Source organism: Xenorhabdus sp. NBAII XenSa04, assembly GCF_963866145.1.
Taxonomy (GTDB): Bacteria; Pseudomonadota; Gammaproteobacteria; order Enterobacterales; family Enterobacteriaceae; genus Xenorhabdus; species Xenorhabdus indica.
Window position 1 is genome coordinate 38,407 of the sequence record NZ_CAWMEB010000411.1, and the last position, 19,155, is coordinate 57,561.

Here is a 19,155-nt window from a genome sequence, read left to right on the forward strand (position 1 = left end):
GCGCAGAGCTATTCTGGCCGATGATCTTTATACTGTCGGCCTTCCACTTAAATGACATGAAGCCATTCATTGAAGAATATTAATTCAGTTCGCAATTTAATTATTTTCTGGTTGGAGGGAAAAATATGCGACATCCATTAGTTATGGGTAACTGGAAACTCAATGGCAGTACCCACATGGTTAACGACCTGATCACAGGCCTGCGTAAAGAATTGAGCAACATTGATGGCTGTGACGTCGCTATCGCACCACCAACTGTGTATGTTTCTCTGGCAAAAAGTGCACTGGCCGGCAGCCGTATCGCTCTGGGTGCACAAGATGTTGGCGTTAACCTTTCTGGTGCATTCACAGGCGAAACATCCGCAGAAATGCTGAAAGATGTGGGCGCAAGATATATTATCATCGGCCACTCTGAACGCCGCACTTACCACAAAGAAAGCGATGAATTCATAGCAAAAAAATTTGCTGTCCTGAAAGAACAAGGCCTTATTCCGGTTCTGTGCATTGGTGAAACCGAACAAGAAAACGAAGCGGGCCAGACAGAAACAGTATGTGCACGCCAAATCGATGCTGTTCTTAACACATTGGGCGCAGAGGCCTTCGAAGGTGCAATCATTGCTTACGAGCCCGTTTGGGCAATCGGCACCGGCAAATCAGCAACACCAGCGCAAGCCCAGGCTGTCCATAAATTCATTCGTGACCACATCGCTAAACAAGATGCAGCCATTGCTGAGCAAGTTATCATCCAATACGGCGGCTCTGTTAACGCCGGCAATGCGGCTGAATTGTTTACCCAACCAGATATCGACGGTGCTCTGGTTGGTGGTGCATCACTGAAAGCTGATGCCTTTGCTGTTATCGTGAAAGCGGCTGCGGAAGCGAAAAAAGCCTAAGACACCTCAAACAGTTACAAAATAACCGCCACCAAGTTATCTGGTCGCGGTTATTTTTCTAATTCTTATTTCTTCTAGCCATTATTAACGCCGAATAATCTCATCAAATATGCCACCAGTAGAAAAGTGTTCCTTCTGTGCTTTTTTCCAGCCACCAAATACCTCATCAATTGTAAATACTTTCAACTCAGGGAAAATAGCACGGTACTTTTCTGCAATGGCTTTATCACGGGGACGATAATAATTTTTTGCAGCAATTTCCTGCCCAATCGGTGAATAAAGGTATTTCAGATATTCAGTTGCCAATTCGCGTGTACCTCGTTTATCAACCACTTTATCGACAACAGCCACCGTTGGTTCTGCCAGAATAGAAATGCTTGGAGTGATAATTTCGAATTTTCCTTCACCTTCCTTATCTAGAGCATTAATCGCCAGCAATGCTTCATTTTCCCATGCAATCAGTACATCACCGATACCGCGTTCAACAAAAGTATTGGTTGCCCCACGAGCACCAGAATCCAATACTTCAACATTTTTATACAACGCCTTCACAAATGCTTTTGCCTTAGCTTGATCCTGGTTGTTGTGCACCAAACTATATCCCCAGGCAGCCAGATAGTTCCAACGTGCACCACCGGATGTTTTGGGATTTGGTGTGACAACAGAAACATCAGGACGGATCAAATCTGACCAATCTTTAATCTGTTTGGGATTCCCCTTTCTCACCAAAAAAACAATCGTTGATGTGTAAGGCGCGGAATTATCCGGTAAACGCTGGAGCCAGTTTTTAGCAATACTGCCACGTTCTGCAATCGCATCCACGTCATATGCCAACGCCAATGTCACGACATCTGCCTGAAGGCCATTGATCACTGAAGTTGCCTGCTTGCCTGAACCACCATGCGATTGCCGGATCGTTACCCGTTCTCCGGTTTTCTGTTGCCAATATTGACTGAATGCCTGATTATATTGCTGATATAACTCACGCGTCGGATCATAAGAAACATTCAAGAGTTGCACATCTTTCGCCCATACCTTTCCTCCTGTCAGCATGACCAGCAATAACATTATCAGAGCAGAATACCTTGTCGTGCTCCAATTCATTATCTTCCATAGCGTAATCCCCCATTGCATAACCATCGTAAAATGCTCTCCTAAATTATTTATGATTTTCTCCATAAAAACTGACAGAAAGCGTTCTGACGCAGAAATAATTTAAAATTTCCACTTATTCACAACAGGAATATGACAAACAAAAAAGAACAGCCATATAGACATCATATGGCTGTATCTGAAAAATGAACTTATTAGTAGGGGAAGAGGAACAACCGGAATCAGTAGAGTTTTTTCGCTGTTTCCAACCAGTCTTTCTTAAAGAGACGCTGCATATTTTGCACCGCATCAATAATGTCATGATGGATAAGTTTCTCATTCTGGATACCAACGCAGCGGCCACCATGACCTTCCAGTAGCAACTGGACAGAATAAGCCCCCATGCGTGATGCCAGAATGCGGTCATAAGCCACCGGCGCACCACCACGCTGAATATGGCCTAATACCGTTGCACGAGTTTCATGGCGTGTTTCTGTTTCAATATATTTTGCCAACTCATCTACATCACAAACATGTTCAGTAATAGCGACAATGGCATGACGCTTACCTTTCTGGATACCCGCTTTAATTTCTGCTAACAGTTCTTCACGATCAAAAGGAATTTCACGTTCAGGCAGGACAATAAATTCACATCCACCGGCAATCGCGGCGGATAGTGTTAGATCACCACAATAACGTCCCATTACCTCGACAATAGAGATACGTTTGTGGGAAGTTGAAGTATCACGCAGACGGTCAATCGCTTCAACAACCGTCTCCAGTGCCGTAAAATAACCGATTGTATAATCGGTTCCCGCCACATCATTGTCGATCGTACCGGGCAAACCGATACATGGAAAACCTGCCTCAGTCAGCTTTTTCGCTCCCAGATAAGAGCCATCACCACCAATCACCACCAGCGCATCAATTTCACTTTTGCGCATGTTTTCAATAGCAATTTCCCGCACCTTATCATCTCTGAACTCAGGAAAACGCGCTGACCCTAAAAATGTTCCGCCACGATTAATCATATCGGAAACGCTAAAGCGATCGAGCTTCTTCATCCTGTTTTCATACAACCCCAGATAGCCATCATAAATACCATAAACTTCTAACCCTTCGGTTAAAGCGGCACGAACAACTCCACGAATAGCGGCGTTCATACCCGGCGCATCTCCGCCACTCGTTAAGACTCCGATTCTTTTAATCTTGTTGATCATGATGACCTCTGACTTATAGATGTAATATTTGCCAATCTGCTGACAGCCTTCCCTGACAGGAAGATTTACAGCAGATTTTGCCAAACCTGATTGTCACTTCATTAGCTGAATTGATTCAACAATGCCCATGATACGGAAAAATACTCAGTCTGCATTAATATTTTGTTTACTTTTTGACGATTTTTTGATTATGAATAAATTCTCCCATCAATCCCAACAATTTTTACGTGCCACTGGCACAATAGGCAAGGATCTTGGTAAATAAATAATATCGGCACTGAAACACTGATTACGCAAAAATGTTTCCAATCAACAATACACAGCCCAGTACTGTCACAGCCAATGCAGCAATACTGAACCATCAATTAAAATTTATGTTTATCAGCGAAAGCCCTTAGGATTATTCAGGATGGTCTATTTCAGGTATAAAAATAGCGTGTTAGATGGAAAAAGATAGGGGCAGAGAAACAAAGCGAATCGATTCTATCCAGCATGCCGCCGTGACCTTCAATAATTTCACCAAAGTCTTTCACTCCGCTGTCACGCTTGATTGCAGACATACATAACCCGCCGATAAACCCCGTCAGTGTAATAGCCAATGATATCAGTCCGGCTTCCCACGGAGAAAAGGGTGTCACCCAATACAGTGACATCCCTAGCAATACCGAAGCCAAGATACCGCCAAAAAACCCTTCAACCGTTTTTTTGGGGCTTAATTTCGGCACAATGGGACGTTTACCAAATAATTTCCCGAACACATACTGCCAAACATCAGACATCTGCACCACAATCATCAGGAACAACAATAACTCAATATTTTGACCTTCATACCCAGGAATATCCAACATCAACAAAGCGGGCGCATGACTAAGGGCAAATACAGTTACCAACATACCCCACTGAATTTTTGCGGTGCGCTCCAGAAAACGAGTAGTATCACCAACCAAAGCGATGCGGGCAGGTAAAAACAGAAATACGTAAACAGGAATAAATATCGAAAACAACTCATACCACTGCATGCCCACCAAAACATACTGCACAGGTATAAAGCAGAAGAAGCACCAGAATAAAGCCTCATGGTCACCACGGCGAGTCGGCGTTAAAGTGATAAATTCGCGCAGGGCAAAAAAAGACATAACAGCAAATAATATAACTGACCCGACAGGCCCAACAACCACAGCCAGGACACAGACGATGCACATCATCCACCAGCCCCGAATGCGGGCATTCAGGTTATCGATACTCGCATTACGCTTTTCTCCCGCATAACGAAATGATAAAACCCCACCAATCACGCTAGCAATAATTAATGCACCAAATATACCGCCAAATAGCAGCATCAAATTATGGCCTACTCCCATCATAGCACTAACTCCTCCAATGCAGCCTGGGCACGTTGCAAGAATGCGGCTTTACTTTCATTCTCAGTCAATTTATCCAATGGCTGACCGAATCTGGCCGAACAAATAATTGGCACCAGCAATATCTTTCCCTTTGGTAAAACGCGATTTAAATTTTCCAGATAAACCGGAATGAGTTCAGCATCAGGATACTTACGAGCCAAATAATACAGGCCACTCTTGAATGGATTGATTTGTTCACCATCTCCGCGAGTCCCTTCTGGAAAGAAAATTAAAGATTCTTTTCGCTCCAGAATCCCCGTCAACGGCGCAAGAACTTCTTCTTTGTGAGTATTCTCGCCTTGGCGCTCGATTAAAACCGCACAAAATATCTTATGCATCAGATAACGACGTAGACGGGTTTTATCCCAATAATCACGGGCCGCAACGGGATGAACCAGATGACGCAACGCAGAAGGGAGCCCAGACCAAATCACTAATCCATCAAGGTGGCTGGTGTGATTAGCATAATAAATACGACTTTTGGTCGAAGGCTGACAACCTATCCATCGCACCCGCACACCAGTCAAGATACGACATAGGCCCGATAACATCGCCCCCATACATTTTGACAGGAAGCTAATTTTATGAGTTTTTTTCATACAGGGTATCCCTATCCCTATTTATTTTTATATAGAGTAACAGTGATAAGATTTGTTTAATTAAGGGCTTGCAAGAAGGTAAGATAATCAAGATTGTTTGAGATAACAACAGGCCTATGGCCTATTCAGATATGACAAGGCTTCAGATAGCCTATACATGATGTGTAAACAGCTAATAAATTCAATTAAATCCAGTAACCCGCAAGCTATTTCTCATAAATTATCAGTAGGAAAACAACTTATGATATACCCTATATGAAGACAAAAAAAAGCCCCTCAAGGGGGCTGAAAGACAGGGATGGTGTCTATGGCAAGGAAAATTGTTATTGATGTTACTTCACGTCATATAGGTATAACAGAATCAGTTCAATTCCCGAATAATTCGCGCTTTATAACACTTTCGGAGCTGTTGTCCTTGCTCCGATGTCAGCAATTGATACATCTGATGACGAATACGCGCTATTTCTACACTGAGATCAATATTCTGCTTTACTACTTTTTCAAGCTGCGATCTTACCGCAGCTTCATCAAAATTCTTTGCAGTCAGAAGATCATACATCTTCCAACGTTCTGCCTGTATATCCGCTCTTACTTGCTCATGCAGATGCCGTTTTTTCACCAAATCCCACATCTGCTGTCGTTGCTGTTCAGTTAATGTAATTCCCCCAAAGACACAACTATAGTTATAGTTACGTTGGTAATAACCAGAATCACCCTTATCGTATGGCAGACAAAACAGTGAGGAATCAGCCTCGGAGACATTATACGCATCAGCAATTTCAGCTAGGGCCATTGCTGTTCCAAACACAGACATTGACGCTAAAGCTAATGTTGCTATTTTACGCATTTAATAATCCCTCGCTTTATCGAATAGTACTATTCGATTCAGTGCGGGTAATATAGCCTTATGGCTGCAAACTAGCGTCAGAGCATGTAAAAGTACGTAAAGTCATGGAATAGCAAAATTTGTTATCGTATTTTGCTCTTGGAGGAAGAATGAATGCATAAGATATTATTAGTTGATGATGACCGCGAACTAACATCTTTGTTAAAAGAATTACTAGAAATGGAAGGATTCAGTGTAGTGATCGCCCATGATGGTGAGCAGGCATTACAATTTATCGATTCTTCAATTGACCTATTACTACTGGATATCATGATGCCACGTAAAAACGGCATCGAGACATTGAAGGAGCTACGTCAATACCACCAAACTCCCGTTATTATGTTAACGGCTCGAGGAAGCGATTTAGACCGCGTTCTGGGGTTAGAACTGGGGGCAGATGATTACTTACCTAAGCCTTTTAACGATCGTGAACTGGTAGCCCGTATACGTGCGATTTTACGTCGTTCCAACTGGAACGAACAACAAGCTGACAACGGTACACCTGTGCTCGAAGTCGATAAACTGCAACTCAACCCTGGACGCCAGGAAGCTAGCTTTGATGGCAATATTCTGGATTTAACTGGAACAGAATTCACACTTCTCTACTTATTGGCTCAACATTTGGGGCAAGTTGTTTCCCGTGAACATTTAAGTCAAGAAGTATTAGGAAAACGACTCACACCTTTTGACAGAGCCATAGACATGCATATTTCTAACCTTCGTCGTAAATTACCCAACCGGACTGATGAATTACCTTGGTTTAAAACGTTACGTGGACGCGGATATTTAATGGTTTCAGCGAAATGATCAATAGCCTAACAGCCCGCATATTTGCCATTTTCTGGCTAACGCTGGCGCTCGTTTTGATGGTCGCGCTAATGGTGCCCAAACTGGATTCAAGGCAATTAACCCCACTATTAGACAGTGAATATCAGCAAGGCAACCAGATAGCCAAACATATTGGAGAAGAATTAACTCGTTATCCACCCAATGATCTATTCTGGTGGCTCAGGCTAGATCGCGCCATTGCCCAATGGGCACCACCAGATCAATTCTTATATCTTGCTACTACTGAAGGGCGTGTCGTTGGTCATGAGAAAAATTTTATGCAGGTTGTTCGCAATTTCCTCGGCCAATCTGACAATACAGACCATCCTAAAAAGAAAAAATATGGTCGCATAGAAATACTTGGGCCATTTTCAATACGTGATGGTGGAGATTACTATCATCTCTACCAGCTTCGGCCGGCAGGCAGCCCACAATCAGATTTTATTAATTTGATGTTTGATCGCCCTTTCCTGCTGCCTGCGGCAACCATGTTAATCAGTGCACCACTACTCCTATGGCTGGCATGGAGTTTAGCAAAACCTGCCCGTAAGTTAAAAAACGCGGCAGATGAAGTGGCAAAAGGTAACCTAAGACAACATCCCGAACTGGAATCAGGCCCACAAGAATTTCTGGCTGCTGGCAGCAGTTTCAACCAGATGATCAGTGCATTAGAAAGAATGGTAACCGCCCAACAACGGCTGATATCCGATATTTCGCACGAATTACGCACTCCCCTTACCCGTTTACAACTTGCAACAGCATTGCTACGCCGCCGTCATGGAGAAAGCAAAGAACTAGAGCGAATTGAAACAGAAACTCAGCGTCTGGATGGCATGATTAATGACCTTTTAATACTTTCCCGCAACCAACATAAGAACGAGTTACTGCGTGAAAATGTCAAAGCCAGTGAGATATGGAATGACATATTGGAGAATGCCAAATTTGAAGTCGAACAGATGAACAAAATGCTGGATATCGTTTCTCCCCCTGGTTCATGGACTATTTACTGCAACCCGGCAGTACTTGGCAGTGCGCTAGAAAACATCGTCCGCAACGCCCTTCGCTATTCCAGCAGCCATATCGCTGTTGCATTTAAAGCTGATAATCATGGCGTGACGATTACAGTTGATGATGATGGCCCTGGGGTCAACCCTGAAGACCGTGAACATATCTTCCGCCCGTTTTACCGGACAGACGAAGCGAGGGATAGAGAATCAGGCGGAACTGGATTGGGGTTAGCGATAGTACAAACTGCGGTAGAACAGCATCGAGGTTGGGTTAAAGCAGAAGATAGCCCTTTAGGGGGGCTACGGTTGGTGATTTGGTTACCGTTGCATGGGCGGTAGGTAGATGGCGCCCTGACCGAAATTTAGTTAATAACAGTATGTAATAATTTAAAAAAAAAGACTATTATGCTTGACCTTGAGGCATTGAGAGTCTACTCTCGTCGCGGATTAATGAAAATTACTCATATAGTTCTTTACATTTGTAAAAAATATTTTTATATCAACTAGATAACTAATCTATGATTAATGATGAGCACTCTGGGAGCCGTAACCTAGTGCGGTAGCTTTAATCAAGCATAAAATATCTCTTTTATAAACATTCCTTTCCAAATTCTGCATCGATCCTAAAATCAGCTGAAAAACTTAAAAATGAAAATTCTAGTAACTGGTGGGGCAGGTTTTATTGGTTCTGCCTTAATTCGACATATTATTAACAATACTAATGATAATGTTGTTAATGTTGATAAACTTACTTATGCAGGTAATTTAGAATCACTCAAAGAAATTGACCATAGTCCGCGTTATTCATTTGAAAAAGCAGATATTTGCGATCGAAACAAATTAGATAAAATATTAGAGCAACATCAGCCCGATGCTATTATGCATTTAGCTGCGGAAAGCCATGTTGATCGATCAATCAGTGGCCCTAGTGATTTTATTGAAACCAACATTATTGGTACTTACACTCTTCTGGAAGCCACTCGAAATTACTGGCAAAAATTACCCGAAAGCAAAAAAAATAAATTTATTTTTCACCATATTTCAACAGATGAAGTATATGGTGATTTACCTCACCCAGACGAATTTCCAGAACATTCTTCCCTTCCTTTATTTACTGAAAATACAGCCTACGCTCCAAGTAGCCCATACTCAGCGTCGAAAGCCTCCAGCGATCATTTAGTTAGAGCGTGGCACAGAACTTATGGGTTACCAACAATAGTTACCAACTGCTCCAACAATTATGGACCTTACCATTTTCCAGAAAAGTTAATTCCCCTCGTTATCCTGAATGCATTAGAAGGAAAACCATTGCCTATCTATGGTAAAGGTGACCAAATTCGAGACTGGTTGTATGTTGAAGACCACGCCAAAGCTCTCTACAAAGTAGTTACTATGGGAAAAGTTGGTGAAACCTACAATATTGGCGGCCATAACGAAAAGAAAAACCTTGAGGTAGTACAAACCATTTGTAAACTCCTTGATCAACTTAAGCCAAAATCTCAAGGTTCCTATCAGGAGCAAATTACTTACGTAGCCGATCGCCCCGGTCATGATCGTCGTTATGCTATTGATGCCAGTAAAATTAATGATGATTTAGGTTGGCTGCCACAAGAAACCTTTGAAGAAGGTATCAGTAAAACCATCCATTGGTATTTAGATAATCAGGCTTGGGTCCAAAACGTGAAAAGTGGTGCTTACCAGTCTTGGGTTAACCAGCATTATGGAGAAAACCAATAATGCATATACTACTATTTGGTAAAAATGGACAGGTAGGATGGGAGTTGCAACGTGCATTGGCACCTTTGGGAAAGGTTACAGCACTTGACTTCACTTCGAATGATTACTGCGGTGATTTCAGCAATCCAGAGGGCGTTGCAAAAGCTGTCCAGTTACTGAAGCCTGATGTAATCGTAAACGCAGCTGCACATACGGCAGTGGATAAGGCAGAATCAGAGCGAGAACTAGCCGAACTGTTAAATTTTCGCAGTGTAGAGGCTATTGCCAAAGAAGCTCAAAAACTAGGAACTTGGTTAGTACATTACTCCACTGACTATGTATTTAATGGTAGTGGAGAGAAACCTTGGCATGAAAATGATATTCCTGCTCCCCTCAATGTTTATGGAGAGACTAAGCTAGCCGGTGAAATTGCAGTACAAACTCATTGTAAAAAACATCTTATCTTCCGCACCAGTTGGGTTTATGCAGCTCGTGGAGCTAACTTTGCTAAAACAATGCTAAAACTAGGCAAAGAACGAGAAACTCTCTCTATCATCAATGACCAATTCGGAGCACCAACAGGGGCTGAGTTACTAGCTGATTGCACAGCCCATGCGATCCGAGTAACACAGCAGAAGCCAGAATTAGCTGGACTCTATCATTTAATTGCGTCAGGTGAGACCACCTGGTTTAAATATGCTCAATACATATTTGAACAGGCGCAAAAGACTGGTGCTGAACTAGCTATCAAAGAAATTAAGCCAATACCAGCTTCCGCATTCCCTACCCCAGCACAACGTCCACATAATTCTCGACTCAATACCGACAAATTTCAGCAATCTTTTGATCTAATACTTCCTGATTGGAAGATAGGAGTAGATCGCATGCTAACCGAAATTCTGGGACAATAAGTTAAAGCACTGCAATATTTTCATTTTATAATAGTAAGTTAAACAATATGACAACACGCCGAGGTATTATTCTGGCAGGAGGATCTGGCACCCGCCTTTATCCTGTCACGATGTCAGTAAGTAAGCAACTACTGCCTATCTATGATAAGCCTATGATCTACTATCCCTTAAGCACATTGATGCTAGCTGGGATTAGGGACATTCTTATTATCAGTACACCTCAGGATACTTCCCGATTTGAACAATTGCTGGGGAATGGCAATCAATGGGGACTTAATCTTCAATACAAAGTGCAGCCAAGCCCCGACGGCTTGGCTCAGGCATTTATCCTTGCTGAGGAATTTATTGGTGAAGACAATTGCGCTCTAGTTTTAGGAGATAATATCTTCTACGGTCATGATCTACAAAAGCAGCTGGAACAGGCCTCTGAAAAAACCAACGGCGCAACAGTTTTTGCATACCATGTACATGATCCTGAACGTTATGGTGTAGTAGAGTTTAATAAAGAAGGAAAAGCCATCTCTCTGGAAGAAAAGCCGCTGAAACCTAAAAGTAACTATGCAGTGACTGGGCTCTATTTCTACGACAACCGCGTGGTAGAAATGGCTAAAAGTCTCACTCCTTCCGAACGAGGTGAACTAGAAATTACCGATATTAACCGCCTCTACCTTGAACAAAACGAATTATCGGTAGCTATGATGGGACGTGGTTATGCCTGGCTAGACACTGGTACTCATCAAAGCCTGATAGAAGCAAGTAATTTTATCCAAACTATTGAAATACGTCAGGGACTAAAAGTTGCCTGTCCTGAAGAAATTGCCTACCGTAAAAAGTTTATTAATGCTTCTCAGCTCAAAAAACTGGCTACTCCGCTGGCTAAGAACGACTATGGTCAATATCTGCTAAAAATAGTGGAAAGAGATCAGCAATCAAATTAGTAGGTAAGACCCTTCTCAATCCTCATATCCAGAGATTTCCCCCGATGAATGTAATTAAAACAGCAATCCCTGATGTATTAATATTCGAACCTAAGGTATTTGGAGACGAGCGCGGTTTTTTCTTCGAAAGTTTCAATCAGAAAGTCTTTGAAGAAGCTGTTGGACGCTCCGTAACATTTGTTCAAGATAATCACTCTAAATCCAGTAAAGGAGTATTACGTGGGCTTCATTATCAGTTAGAACCTTACACTCAAGGGAAACTGGTGCGGTGTATATCAGGCGAAGTTTTTGATGTAGCTGTTGATATTCGCAAGAATTCTCCCACATTTGGGCAATGGATTGGGGTTAATCTGAGTGCTGACAATAAACGCCATTTTTGGATCCCTGAGGGATTTGCTCATGGATTCTTAACACTCAGTGACACAGCTGAGTTTCTTTATAAAACAACTAATTATTACACTCCTAGCCATGAAAGAAGTATCATCTGGAATGATGATTTATTATCTATTGACTGGCCAAATAACACTAAATTAAAACTTTCTTCAAAAGATGAAAAGGCATCTCTATTTAATTTAGCCGATTTATTTTGATTCTTAGTTAGACAAATCATACCTAACTATCACAAATTTGAGGATACTATGTCTCATAATAATATGAAGAAAATTATAATTGATCTAGACGGTACATTAACAAATACTGATACAAGGGATTATCAGAATGTATCACCTAGATTGGATGTAATTGAAAGACTTTTGAGTTTTAAAAAACTTGGATATTATATAGTTATCCATACTGCAAGAAATATGAACTCTTTTGATGGCAATATAGGAAAGATAAATATTCACACAATTCCTATAATTACTGAATGGTTAAATAAACATAGTGTTCCATATGATGAAATTGTGGTAGGAAAACCGTGGTGTGGGACTGATGGTTTTTATGTAGATGATAAAGCAATAAGACCGGACGAATTTGTCAAACTTTCTGAAAATGAAATATCTAAACTAATTAACCTTTAAAATGTTATTAATAATGTCAGCCGCCTATGTTGGGCAAGATTTAAAAGCTGAGTTTGGTGATATTCCCCCTTGTCTATTACCTCTTGGCAATAAAAGACTCTATAAATACCAGGTTGAACTAGCACAAAAGAACGAAGATATTTATATATCTCTTCCTGAAAGCTATAAACTATCACATGATGATAAAATATGGTTTGTTAAAAATAATATCGAAATAATTTATTTACCTGATAGTATAACCTTAGGTGAATCTTTAGTCACTGCAATTAATAGCATAATATTTAAGGACTCTCAAACTCTCAAAATACTATTTGGAGATACCTTAATAAAACCTATACCTTGGGGTGAAGATATTATCGTTACATCAGAAAAAAATGATGGATACACATGGGGTTCTTTCGAAGAAAATGAAAGTATAATAGCAGGATATTTTTCTATATCTGATCCAGGATTACTTATCAGATCAATAATAAAGGCAAGATGGGATTTTGTTGAAGGTATAAAAATATACAACAAAAATAAGACATTGGAGGTACAAAAAAATTTAAATTGGTATGACTTTGGACATATAAATAAGTACTATCAGTCAAAAGCTGAATTCACTACTCAAAGAGCTTTTAATGATTTAAAGATAAATAGAGATTATATTGAAAAGAGAAGTAGCAACAATCTAAAGATTAAAGCAGAAGCTAATTGGTTTTCCTCTATTCCCCTCCAATTGAAAATTTATACACCTCAATATTTAGGTGATAACATTGACGATCACGGTAATTATTCATATAAATTAGAATATTTATATAATACGCCTTTAAATGAACTATATATTTTTTCAGAGATCGAACCTACAATTTGGGATAAAATTATAAAAAAATGTTTTACATTTATAGATGACTGCCATAAATTTGAGAAAAAAACTTCAGGTTCCGATTGTTTAAAAAGTCTATTTTCTGATAAAACCCGTTCACGAATAGATATATTCTTAAAAGAGCAAAAATTTTCCATTGATAAAGAATGGAGTTTAAACTCAGACAAACCAATATCTTTAAGAACAATAATAAGTAAAACAGAAGATTTTATTGATGGTATCCCAGTCGGAAATAAATCTATCATTCACGGAGATTTTTGTTTTAGCAATATTCTATATGATTTTAGAACTGATAGAATAAAAGTTATTGACCCAAGAGGAATAGATGCAAAAGGTAATTTAACAATATATGGAAGCATATATTATGATATAACAAAATTAGCACATTCAGTTATTGGATTATACGATTGGATTATTTCAGGGTTCTATGATTTTAATGTCGATACCACATCAGGAAATATTAACTTTACAATTAATCTAAATAAAGATATTAGCCAAATACAAAGTAATTTCGTTTTGTTAATAAACGAAAAATATAATATCTCTTATAAAGCTCTTTGTGCTATGCAAGTCCATCTTTTTATATCTATGTTGCCACTACATAATGATAATCAAAGAAGACAATATGCACTTTTAGCAAATGCATTTAGATTGTTCAAAGAATTCAATGAGGCATAATTATGATAATAATACCAATGGCTGGTTCAAGTTCGCGTTTTTTCTCAGCCGGTTTCGATAAACCAAAGTATATGCTAGATGCCCATGGGAAAACGCTTTTTGAACATTCCATACTAAGTTTTTCTAATTACTTCCAGTCAAAAAAGTTTATTTTTATTATTCGTGATATATATGATACCCCTGAATTTGTAACTGATAAAATCAAACAACTTGGTATAAAGGATTACTATATTCATATCTTAGAATCCACAACAAGGGGGCAAGCAGAAACAGCAGCGCTAGCTCTTAAAAATTTAGGAAATCAGCTCCTAAATGATTCAATCACTATATTTAACATAGACACATTCAGACCTAATTTCATTTATCCTAAGAATAAGCTTGATGTAGATGGCTATCTTGAGGTTTTTATAGGCAATGGTAATAATTGGTCATATGTAAAACCTGATGATAAATCCGAGTTTGTTGAACTAACTACTGAAAAAGTGCCTGTTTCTAATCTATGCTCTACAGGATTATATCATTTTTCTAAAGCAGCTGATTATATTAATACTTTTGATTTCATGGCAAGCTTACCCTCTCAAGAGTGGACAAATAACGAACTTTATATTGCTCCCATGTATAATTATTTAATAGAAAAAGGAAGTAAAATAAAATTCAATATAGTTGAGCGAGAAAATGTTATTTTCTGTGGTACCCCAGATGAATATTACAATTTTTTGCATCATCATAGATAAGGTAGAAGCAATTGTTAACGCGTATAGTATCTCTTCTATGTATTGCTATTCAAACAATACAAGGTATATTAACAATAAAAATTGCAGCTCACTTTCTCGATATATCAGAGATGAGAACTTGGGTATTGCTTGCTGCGTTGATACCCTATATATCTATATTTGATTTTGGTATATCACAAGCTATTATTCGAGAAGTTTCAATTGCTAAAAAGGGTGAAATATCTAAACCCGAAAATTTTAATTATACTATAATTAAAACTTTACTTACGTTTTCGGGAACAGTTATTCTTCTACTTGTAATACCTTCACTAACAATAAGCATAACAGGCATTAATAAAATAACCACATTAATATGTCTATTTGTAACCTTATCTTGTTTAAGAATATTTTCCAACATTCTTCTATCACTTGTTTTTGTCAATATAAGTGCTTTAATAGAAAAAACAATTAGACTATTATCTTCATTAATATTCCTATTCAGTGTATATGCATTTTTATATTTACAATTTAATATATACTCTCTACATATTGCTATTTTGTTTCAATCTTTAGTTATTATATCCTTGAGTTGTTTTATAAGTAGAAAAGATTTATATCAAGCATGGAACTACCATTATGACAAGAAAATTATAAGAAAAATTTTCCCAAATTTGCGAGATTGGACATTAACCTACGTACCTTCACTTTTTGTATTTAATTCGACAATCTATGTCATATCATTTACCCTAGCAGCAGAAGATGTTGTAAAATACTCTATAATTTATCAACTATTCTTTGGTGTACTTGCTGTATGTAACATACCTATACAACTGAACTCACCGAAATGGTCTCAAAATTTTGCAAGAAATGGGGCTGGTTCATTTAACAAAGAAATAATGAGTGTTATTTTTGAAGTATCGATTATCGCCCTGATCGGATGTTTATTTTTAAATGCATTTGGTAATGAAATTATACATTTTATAAAACCTAATATCAGCACTATTGGATTTATTTGTTTCCTATTTTTTTCACTTCTCATCTATATTGAATCTATACAAGCAACTTTGACTTCAGCTTGTTTTAGTTGCCGAGAAACAAATTATATCAAAATTACAGCTGTTGCTGGTATATTCTCAGTATTGTTTAGTTTTTTAGGTTCTAAATTATATGGTTTAGAGGGCGCTATAGGCGGAGTTCTCTTATCTCAGTCAATAAGTTGTGAAATTTTTAATATCAAGAGAGCACTAACTTTTTTTAAATTCAATAAATGGCTTATCTTTAAATTACTCCCTCTTGGAGGAGGAGTCATTTTTATTTCAACACTTTTATTTATTATTTTAGATGACAGTAAATATGAAATTATTACAAATACTTTTTATAAAACATTTGTAATCTGCATATCATTACTTATATACATTATCACTTCTTATATTTCTAATTTATATTCAATAGGTAAAAGATATAATGAAAATTAAATACGAGAGAAGACAAAAAATTAAAGAATCTTTAGAAATTATTATTTGTTTTTTCTCTCCGTTAATTGTTTTCTTTCTGGATAAACTTCAAGATTTCGTTATCTATTCTATTAATAAAAGATCAAAATCTAAATATTTTTTTTCTCATCATAAAAGACCGGCCAAAGCTAAAGATGTTCCAGTAGAACATATATGGGATACCGATAATGTCGATTTCTCGGATTTCGCTATTATAATTCAAGGTCCAATAGCTTCTGAAAGAGACTTCACATACGAAACTGTACTACTCTATAAAAAATTTTATAATAATATAAATATAATTGTATCAACCTGGGATGATTCCAATACAGATATTATTTGTAAGTTACAGAATGAATCCTATGTTATCTTAAACAAAAAACCAAAAATAAGTGGTTCGCATAATATAAACTTACAAAAAAAGACAACACTCGAGGGGTTGATGCAAGCCAGAAAATTGAAGTGTAAATATGCTCTCAAAACTCGAACTGATCAAAGGTTTTACTCTTGGACAACTCTACCATTTTTTAGAAAAATTCTTGTTAATAATCCTCCGTATCCAAATAATTTTATAGAAAACAGAATAATCGAACTTACAATGTCCGTGTGTAAGTTTCGTCCTTGGTCAATGTGTGATATGTTTCAATTTGGGTTGACAGATGATTTAATTAAGATGTGGTCATTCACTGATGATAAAAGAACCCGAACTGCATATGAATTTGCCCAAACCAAGTATAAAGTTCGGGACATCGTTGAGGAAAATGTAGCTGAAATATTCGTTCATAGAAATTTAGCTAAGAATATTGGTGTATGTGATAGCATTGATCATAATAGCTATTATGATTTCATAACTAAATTTTTCTATTTAATAGATAAAGAAACAGTCGATCTTCTTTGGTTGAAATATAATTCTGAAGAATATAATTTAGTTGGGAATGGTGTGTATGATAAAAACCAAGTTCTAACAATGTTAAAAGCTAGTGATTTTTTCATCATGCACGATGGCGAAAGTAAGATAAAACAACGGGATCTTTCTAGCTATCTTAATAAAGATGAAAACTAAATTAAAAATTATATACATTAAGAATATATATAACAAGTTGAGAAATCTGTCTTCCATTGAAGATATGTACTTTATATTTTCATGTATTATAAATAGTTTCAAATAATATTATCTTATTATCTCACAAGCCCAACCAATTGACCTAAGAATAATTTTCCCTTGTGAAGACATATTAAAATTTAACTGAGTAGTACTTATGATCAAATTTTTCTATATTTTTATCTCATTATCATATAGATTAAAAAACAAATTATTAAATCTGTTACTATCCTTTCTATATAGAAAAAAAATCAATATAGATTGGAGAAGCTCTAGGATACTTAACCATGAGAAAATCATTTTTGGTGACAATTTTTCTTCCGGTCAAGGAACATGGATACAACCAATTAATGATAACTCAAAAATAGAATTTGGTGATAATGTAAGCATATCTGATTGGTCTCATATTACCGCTTTAGACTCCATTGTAATTGGTTCAGGATGCTTAATAGGTTCTAAAGTTATAATCACAGATCATTCTCATGGTTATACTGAAGATCTCGAAAAAGAATTCATTATCAGGCCAAATGAACGCCCATTGGTTTCCAAAGGAGCGATATTTATCGAAGAAAATGTTTGGATTGGTGATGGCGCTGTAATCCTTGGCAACATTAAAATTGGCAAAGGTGCTATTATTGCGGCTCAATCAGTTGTAAATACTAATGTACCTCCATTCACTATGGTTGGTGGAATACCTGCTAAAATAATCAAAAAAAGATAATTTCTAATTATGAAAAATGCAGTATTAAATATATTTTGTGCAAAACTATATCATGTATTCTATTGCTTTAGCTGAATCGCTCAAAACTCGAATCTAAATATCAATTTCTATACCAATCACCATTGAAAATGCTTAATTTCTTATCCAAACCAGATCATACTTGCAACCATGAAAATTCATCTGACACCAGAACAAAAACGTACCCTCGAATTGATGCATGATACCACTCGTGATAGTCGAGTCTATGATCACATCAAGGTCGTGCTGTTGGCATCAAAGGGCTGGACACGCCTAGGTCTTGCGTATTCATGAAAGTACGGTCAGCCGTCACCTAAAAAACTTCATCGTTCAGGAAAAGCTCACCTCGGAAAATGGCGGTTCTGAAAGCCATCTCTCTGCCGAAAAACCCGCTGACCTGATTGATTATTTAACGGCAAATTTGGTGCATACTACAACTCAAGTTGTGCCCTATGTTCGATCACATTGGCAGGTGCCTTTCAGCGAGGGTGGAATGACGAAATGGCTTCATTGCCAGAGTTTCAACTACAAAAAACCCAAGTAAGTTCCTCATAAATTCGATGCGGATAAGCAGCAACAATTTATTGATGACTACTTGTCTCTGAAAAACCGGGCGGGTCAGAATGAACCGAACCTATTTATTGATGCGGTGCATCCTCCCTAGTCCACAAAATTCAGCTATGGTTGGATGAAAGCAGGAAAAAATCAGGTAAAGGGGTCGAAACCACAGGTAGTCGTACCCGTCTCAATACTCTGGATGCCCTCAATTTACAACGCATTGAAGACACGGTGATCCGTGAATATCCGAGTATCAATGCTGAAAACATCGCGTATTTTTTCGGGGCAATCCGGGAAACTTACCCGCTTTCGCAAAAAAACCATATTATTCTGGATGGTGCAGGTTACCACTGGGCAGAATTAGTGAAAGAGATTACGTATGTCCTTAATATTGAATTGTATTACCTGCCGCCTTGTATCTTAAATGTAGGTTAAAATAAATACGATTAGATTTGGTGCGGTGTATGCAGCCTGATGCCGCCTAGGGTTCCTAGC

At 38.0% G+C, this 19,155-nt stretch carries 20 protein-coding genes; 15 read left to right on the top strand and 5 right to left on the bottom strand.

Translation table 11 applies throughout. The features are described 5' to 3' along the window. Positions 1-125: 125 nt before the first annotated feature. Positions 126-893 (top strand): triose-phosphate isomerase, encoded by a 768-nt coding sequence (tpiA, locus tag AAC147_RS15600; protein ID WP_047682669.1) that lies wholly within the window; start codon positions 126-128, stop codon positions 891-893. An 84-nt stretch (positions 894-977) separates the two neighbouring features. Here tpiA and AAC147_RS15605 read toward each other — a convergent pair whose 3' ends face one another. From AAC147_RS15605 to AAC147_RS15625, 5 genes are all read right to left on the bottom strand, one after another. Then, the gene (locus tag AAC147_RS15605; protein ID WP_047682672.1) at positions 978-1,961 is read right to left on the bottom strand and encodes a sulfate ABC transporter substrate-binding protein; all 984 of its coding nucleotides are present in this window, start codon (positions 1,959-1,961) and stop codon (positions 978-980) included. Between the two features lie 266 nt (positions 1,962-2,227). Further along, the gene (gene pfkA / locus AAC147_RS15610) at positions 2,228-3,205 is read right to left on the bottom strand and encodes a 6-phosphofructokinase (RefSeq protein WP_047682675.1); all 978 of its coding nucleotides are present in this window, start codon (positions 3,203-3,205) and stop codon (positions 2,228-2,230) included. A 419-nt stretch (positions 3,206-3,624) separates the two neighbouring features. Further along, positions 3,625-4,569 carry a phosphatidate cytidylyltransferase gene (locus AAC147_RS15615; RefSeq protein ID WP_047682677.1) on the bottom strand — a complete coding sequence of 315 codons (945 nt, stop codon included), beginning with the start codon at positions 4,567-4,569 and terminating at the stop codon, positions 3,625-3,627. Beyond that, positions 4,566-5,207, bottom strand: coding sequence for a lysophospholipid acyltransferase family protein (locus AAC147_RS15620; RefSeq protein ID WP_047682679.1), 642 nt, complete (start codon positions 5,205-5,207; stop codon positions 4,566-4,568). Before AAC147_RS15620 ends, AAC147_RS15615 begins: the two co-directional genes overlap by 4 nt. 361 nt (positions 5,208-5,568) lie before the next feature. Continuing rightward, a complete protein-coding gene (locus AAC147_RS15625; protein ID WP_047682681.1) occupies positions 5,569-6,054 on the bottom strand; it encodes a Spy/CpxP family protein refolding chaperone in 486 nt (161 codons plus the stop codon). A 153-nt stretch (positions 6,055-6,207) separates the two neighbouring features. Here AAC147_RS15625 and cpxR point away from each other — a divergent pair, with 153 nt between their 5' ends. From cpxR to AAC147_RS15695, 14 genes are all read left to right on the top strand, one after another. Beyond that, positions 6,208-6,900, top strand: coding sequence for an envelope stress response regulator transcription factor CpxR (cpxR, locus tag AAC147_RS15630; protein WP_047682683.1), 693 nt, complete (start codon positions 6,208-6,210; stop codon positions 6,898-6,900). After that, the gene (gene cpxA, locus AAC147_RS15635; protein WP_047682686.1) at positions 6,897-8,267 is read left to right on the top strand and encodes an envelope stress sensor histidine kinase CpxA; all 1,371 of its coding nucleotides are present in this window, start codon (positions 6,897-6,899) and stop codon (positions 8,265-8,267) included. Before cpxR ends, cpxA begins: the two co-directional genes overlap by 4 nt. Before the next feature lie 309 nt (positions 8,268-8,576). After that, positions 8,577-9,665, top strand: a complete 1,089-nt coding sequence (gene rfbB, locus AAC147_RS15640; protein WP_047682689.1) for a dTDP-glucose 4,6-dehydratase — start codon at positions 8,577-8,579, stop codon at positions 9,663-9,665. Next, positions 9,665-10,555, top strand: coding sequence for a dTDP-4-dehydrorhamnose reductase (gene rfbD, locus AAC147_RS15645; RefSeq protein WP_047682692.1), 891 nt, complete (start codon positions 9,665-9,667; stop codon positions 10,553-10,555). The genes rfbB and rfbD overlap by 1 nt, the downstream gene beginning before the upstream one ends. Positions 10,556-10,602: 47 nt before the next feature. After that, positions 10,603-11,493 carry a glucose-1-phosphate thymidylyltransferase RfbA gene (gene rfbA / locus AAC147_RS15650; protein WP_047682694.1) on the top strand — a complete coding sequence of 297 codons (891 nt, stop codon included), beginning with the start codon at positions 10,603-10,605 and terminating at the stop codon, positions 11,491-11,493. 44 nt (positions 11,494-11,537) lie between these two features. Then, positions 11,538-12,083, top strand: a complete 546-nt coding sequence (gene rfbC / locus AAC147_RS15655) for a dTDP-4-dehydrorhamnose 3,5-epimerase (RefSeq protein ID WP_047682696.1) — start codon at positions 11,538-11,540, stop codon at positions 12,081-12,083. Positions 12,084-12,131: 48 nt separating this feature from the next. Beyond that, the gene (locus tag AAC147_RS15660) at positions 12,132-12,512 is read left to right on the top strand and encodes an HAD hydrolase family protein (protein ID WP_369793162.1); all 381 of its coding nucleotides are present in this window, start codon (positions 12,132-12,134) and stop codon (positions 12,510-12,512) included. Between the two features lie 13 nt (positions 12,513-12,525). After that, positions 12,526-14,055 (top strand): capsular biosynthesis protein, encoded by a 1,530-nt coding sequence (locus AAC147_RS15665; RefSeq protein ID WP_197056389.1) that lies wholly within the window; start codon positions 12,526-12,528, stop codon positions 14,053-14,055. Between the two features lie 2 nt (positions 14,056-14,057). After that, on the top strand, positions 14,058-14,789 hold the full coding sequence (locus AAC147_RS15670) for a glycosyltransferase family 2 protein (RefSeq protein ID WP_047682700.1): 732 nt from the start codon (positions 14,058-14,060) through the stop codon (positions 14,787-14,789). Positions 14,790-14,800: 11 nt separating this feature from the next. After that, on the top strand, positions 14,801-16,243 hold the full coding sequence (locus AAC147_RS15675; RefSeq protein ID WP_047682702.1) for a lipopolysaccharide biosynthesis protein: 1,443 nt from the start codon (positions 14,801-14,803) through the stop codon (positions 16,241-16,243). Then, complete coding sequence (locus AAC147_RS15680; protein ID WP_047682704.1) at positions 16,233-17,324, top strand: WavE lipopolysaccharide synthesis family protein; 1,092 nt, start codon at positions 16,233-16,235, stop codon at positions 17,322-17,324. The genes AAC147_RS15675 and AAC147_RS15680 overlap by 11 nt, the downstream gene beginning before the upstream one ends. Positions 17,325-17,520: 196 nt before the next feature. Beyond that, a complete protein-coding gene (locus tag AAC147_RS15685; RefSeq protein ID WP_052189579.1) occupies positions 17,521-18,084 on the top strand; it encodes an acyltransferase in 564 nt (187 codons plus the stop codon). 298 nt (positions 18,085-18,382) lie between these two features. Further along, the gene (locus AAC147_RS15690; protein ID WP_231571440.1) at positions 18,383-18,646 is read left to right on the top strand and encodes a winged helix-turn-helix domain-containing protein; all 264 of its coding nucleotides are present in this window, start codon (positions 18,383-18,385) and stop codon (positions 18,644-18,646) included. A 140-nt stretch (positions 18,647-18,786) separates the two neighbouring features. Continuing rightward, a complete protein-coding gene (locus tag AAC147_RS15695) occupies positions 18,787-19,095 on the top strand; it encodes a transposase (RefSeq protein WP_052189581.1) in 309 nt (102 codons plus the stop codon). The last annotated feature ends 60 nt before the right edge of the window (positions 19,096-19,155 follow it).

Bases quoted from the DNA above. Each gene is read 5' to 3' on its own strand.
- AAC147_RS15660 (WP_369793162.1), top strand. From the start codon at position 12,132: ATGTCTCATAATAATATGAAGAAAATTATAATTGATCTAGACGGTACA.
- rfbB (WP_047682689.1), top strand. From the start codon at position 8,577: ATGAAAATTCTAGTAACTGGTGGGGCAGGTTTTATTGGTTCTGCCTTA.
- AAC147_RS15620 (WP_047682679.1), bottom strand. From the start codon at position 5,207: ATGAAAAAAACTCATAAAATTAGCTTCCTGTCAAAATGTATGGGGGCG.
- tpiA (WP_047682669.1), top strand. From the start codon at position 126: ATGCGACATCCATTAGTTATGGGTAACTGGAAACTCAATGGCAGTACC.
- pfkA (WP_047682675.1), bottom strand. From the start codon at position 3,205: ATGATCAACAAGATTAAAAGAATCGGAGTCTTAACGAGTGGCGGAGAT.
- AAC147_RS15625 (WP_047682681.1), bottom strand. From the start codon at position 6,054: ATGCGTAAAATAGCAACATTAGCTTTAGCGTCAATGTCTGTGTTTGGA.
- AAC147_RS15605 (WP_047682672.1), bottom strand. From the start codon at position 1,961: ATGTTATTGCTGGTCATGCTGACAGGAGGAAAGGTATGGGCGAAAGAT.
- AAC147_RS15665 (WP_197056389.1), top strand. From the start codon at position 12,526: ATGTCAGCCGCCTATGTTGGGCAAGATTTAAAAGCTGAGTTTGGTGAT.
- cpxR (WP_047682683.1), top strand. From the start codon at position 6,208: ATGCATAAGATATTATTAGTTGATGATGACCGCGAACTAACATCTTTG.
- cpxA (WP_047682686.1), top strand. From the start codon at position 6,897: ATGATCAATAGCCTAACAGCCCGCATATTTGCCATTTTCTGGCTAACG.
- rfbD (WP_047682692.1), top strand. From the start codon at position 9,665: ATGCATATACTACTATTTGGTAAAAATGGACAGGTAGGATGGGAGTTG.
- rfbA (WP_047682694.1), top strand. From the start codon at position 10,603: ATGACAACACGCCGAGGTATTATTCTGGCAGGAGGATCTGGCACCCGC.
- AAC147_RS15685 (WP_052189579.1), top strand. From the start codon at position 17,521: ATGATCAAATTTTTCTATATTTTTATCTCATTATCATATAGATTAAAA.
- AAC147_RS15670 (WP_047682700.1), top strand. From the start codon at position 14,058: ATGATAATAATACCAATGGCTGGTTCAAGTTCGCGTTTTTTCTCAGCC.
- AAC147_RS15615 (WP_047682677.1), bottom strand. From the start codon at position 4,569: ATGATGGGAGTAGGCCATAATTTGATGCTGCTATTTGGCGGTATATTT.
- AAC147_RS15680 (WP_047682704.1), top strand. From the start codon at position 16,233: ATGAAAATTAAATACGAGAGAAGACAAAAAATTAAAGAATCTTTAGAA.
- rfbC (WP_047682696.1), top strand. From the start codon at position 11,538: ATGAATGTAATTAAAACAGCAATCCCTGATGTATTAATATTCGAACCT.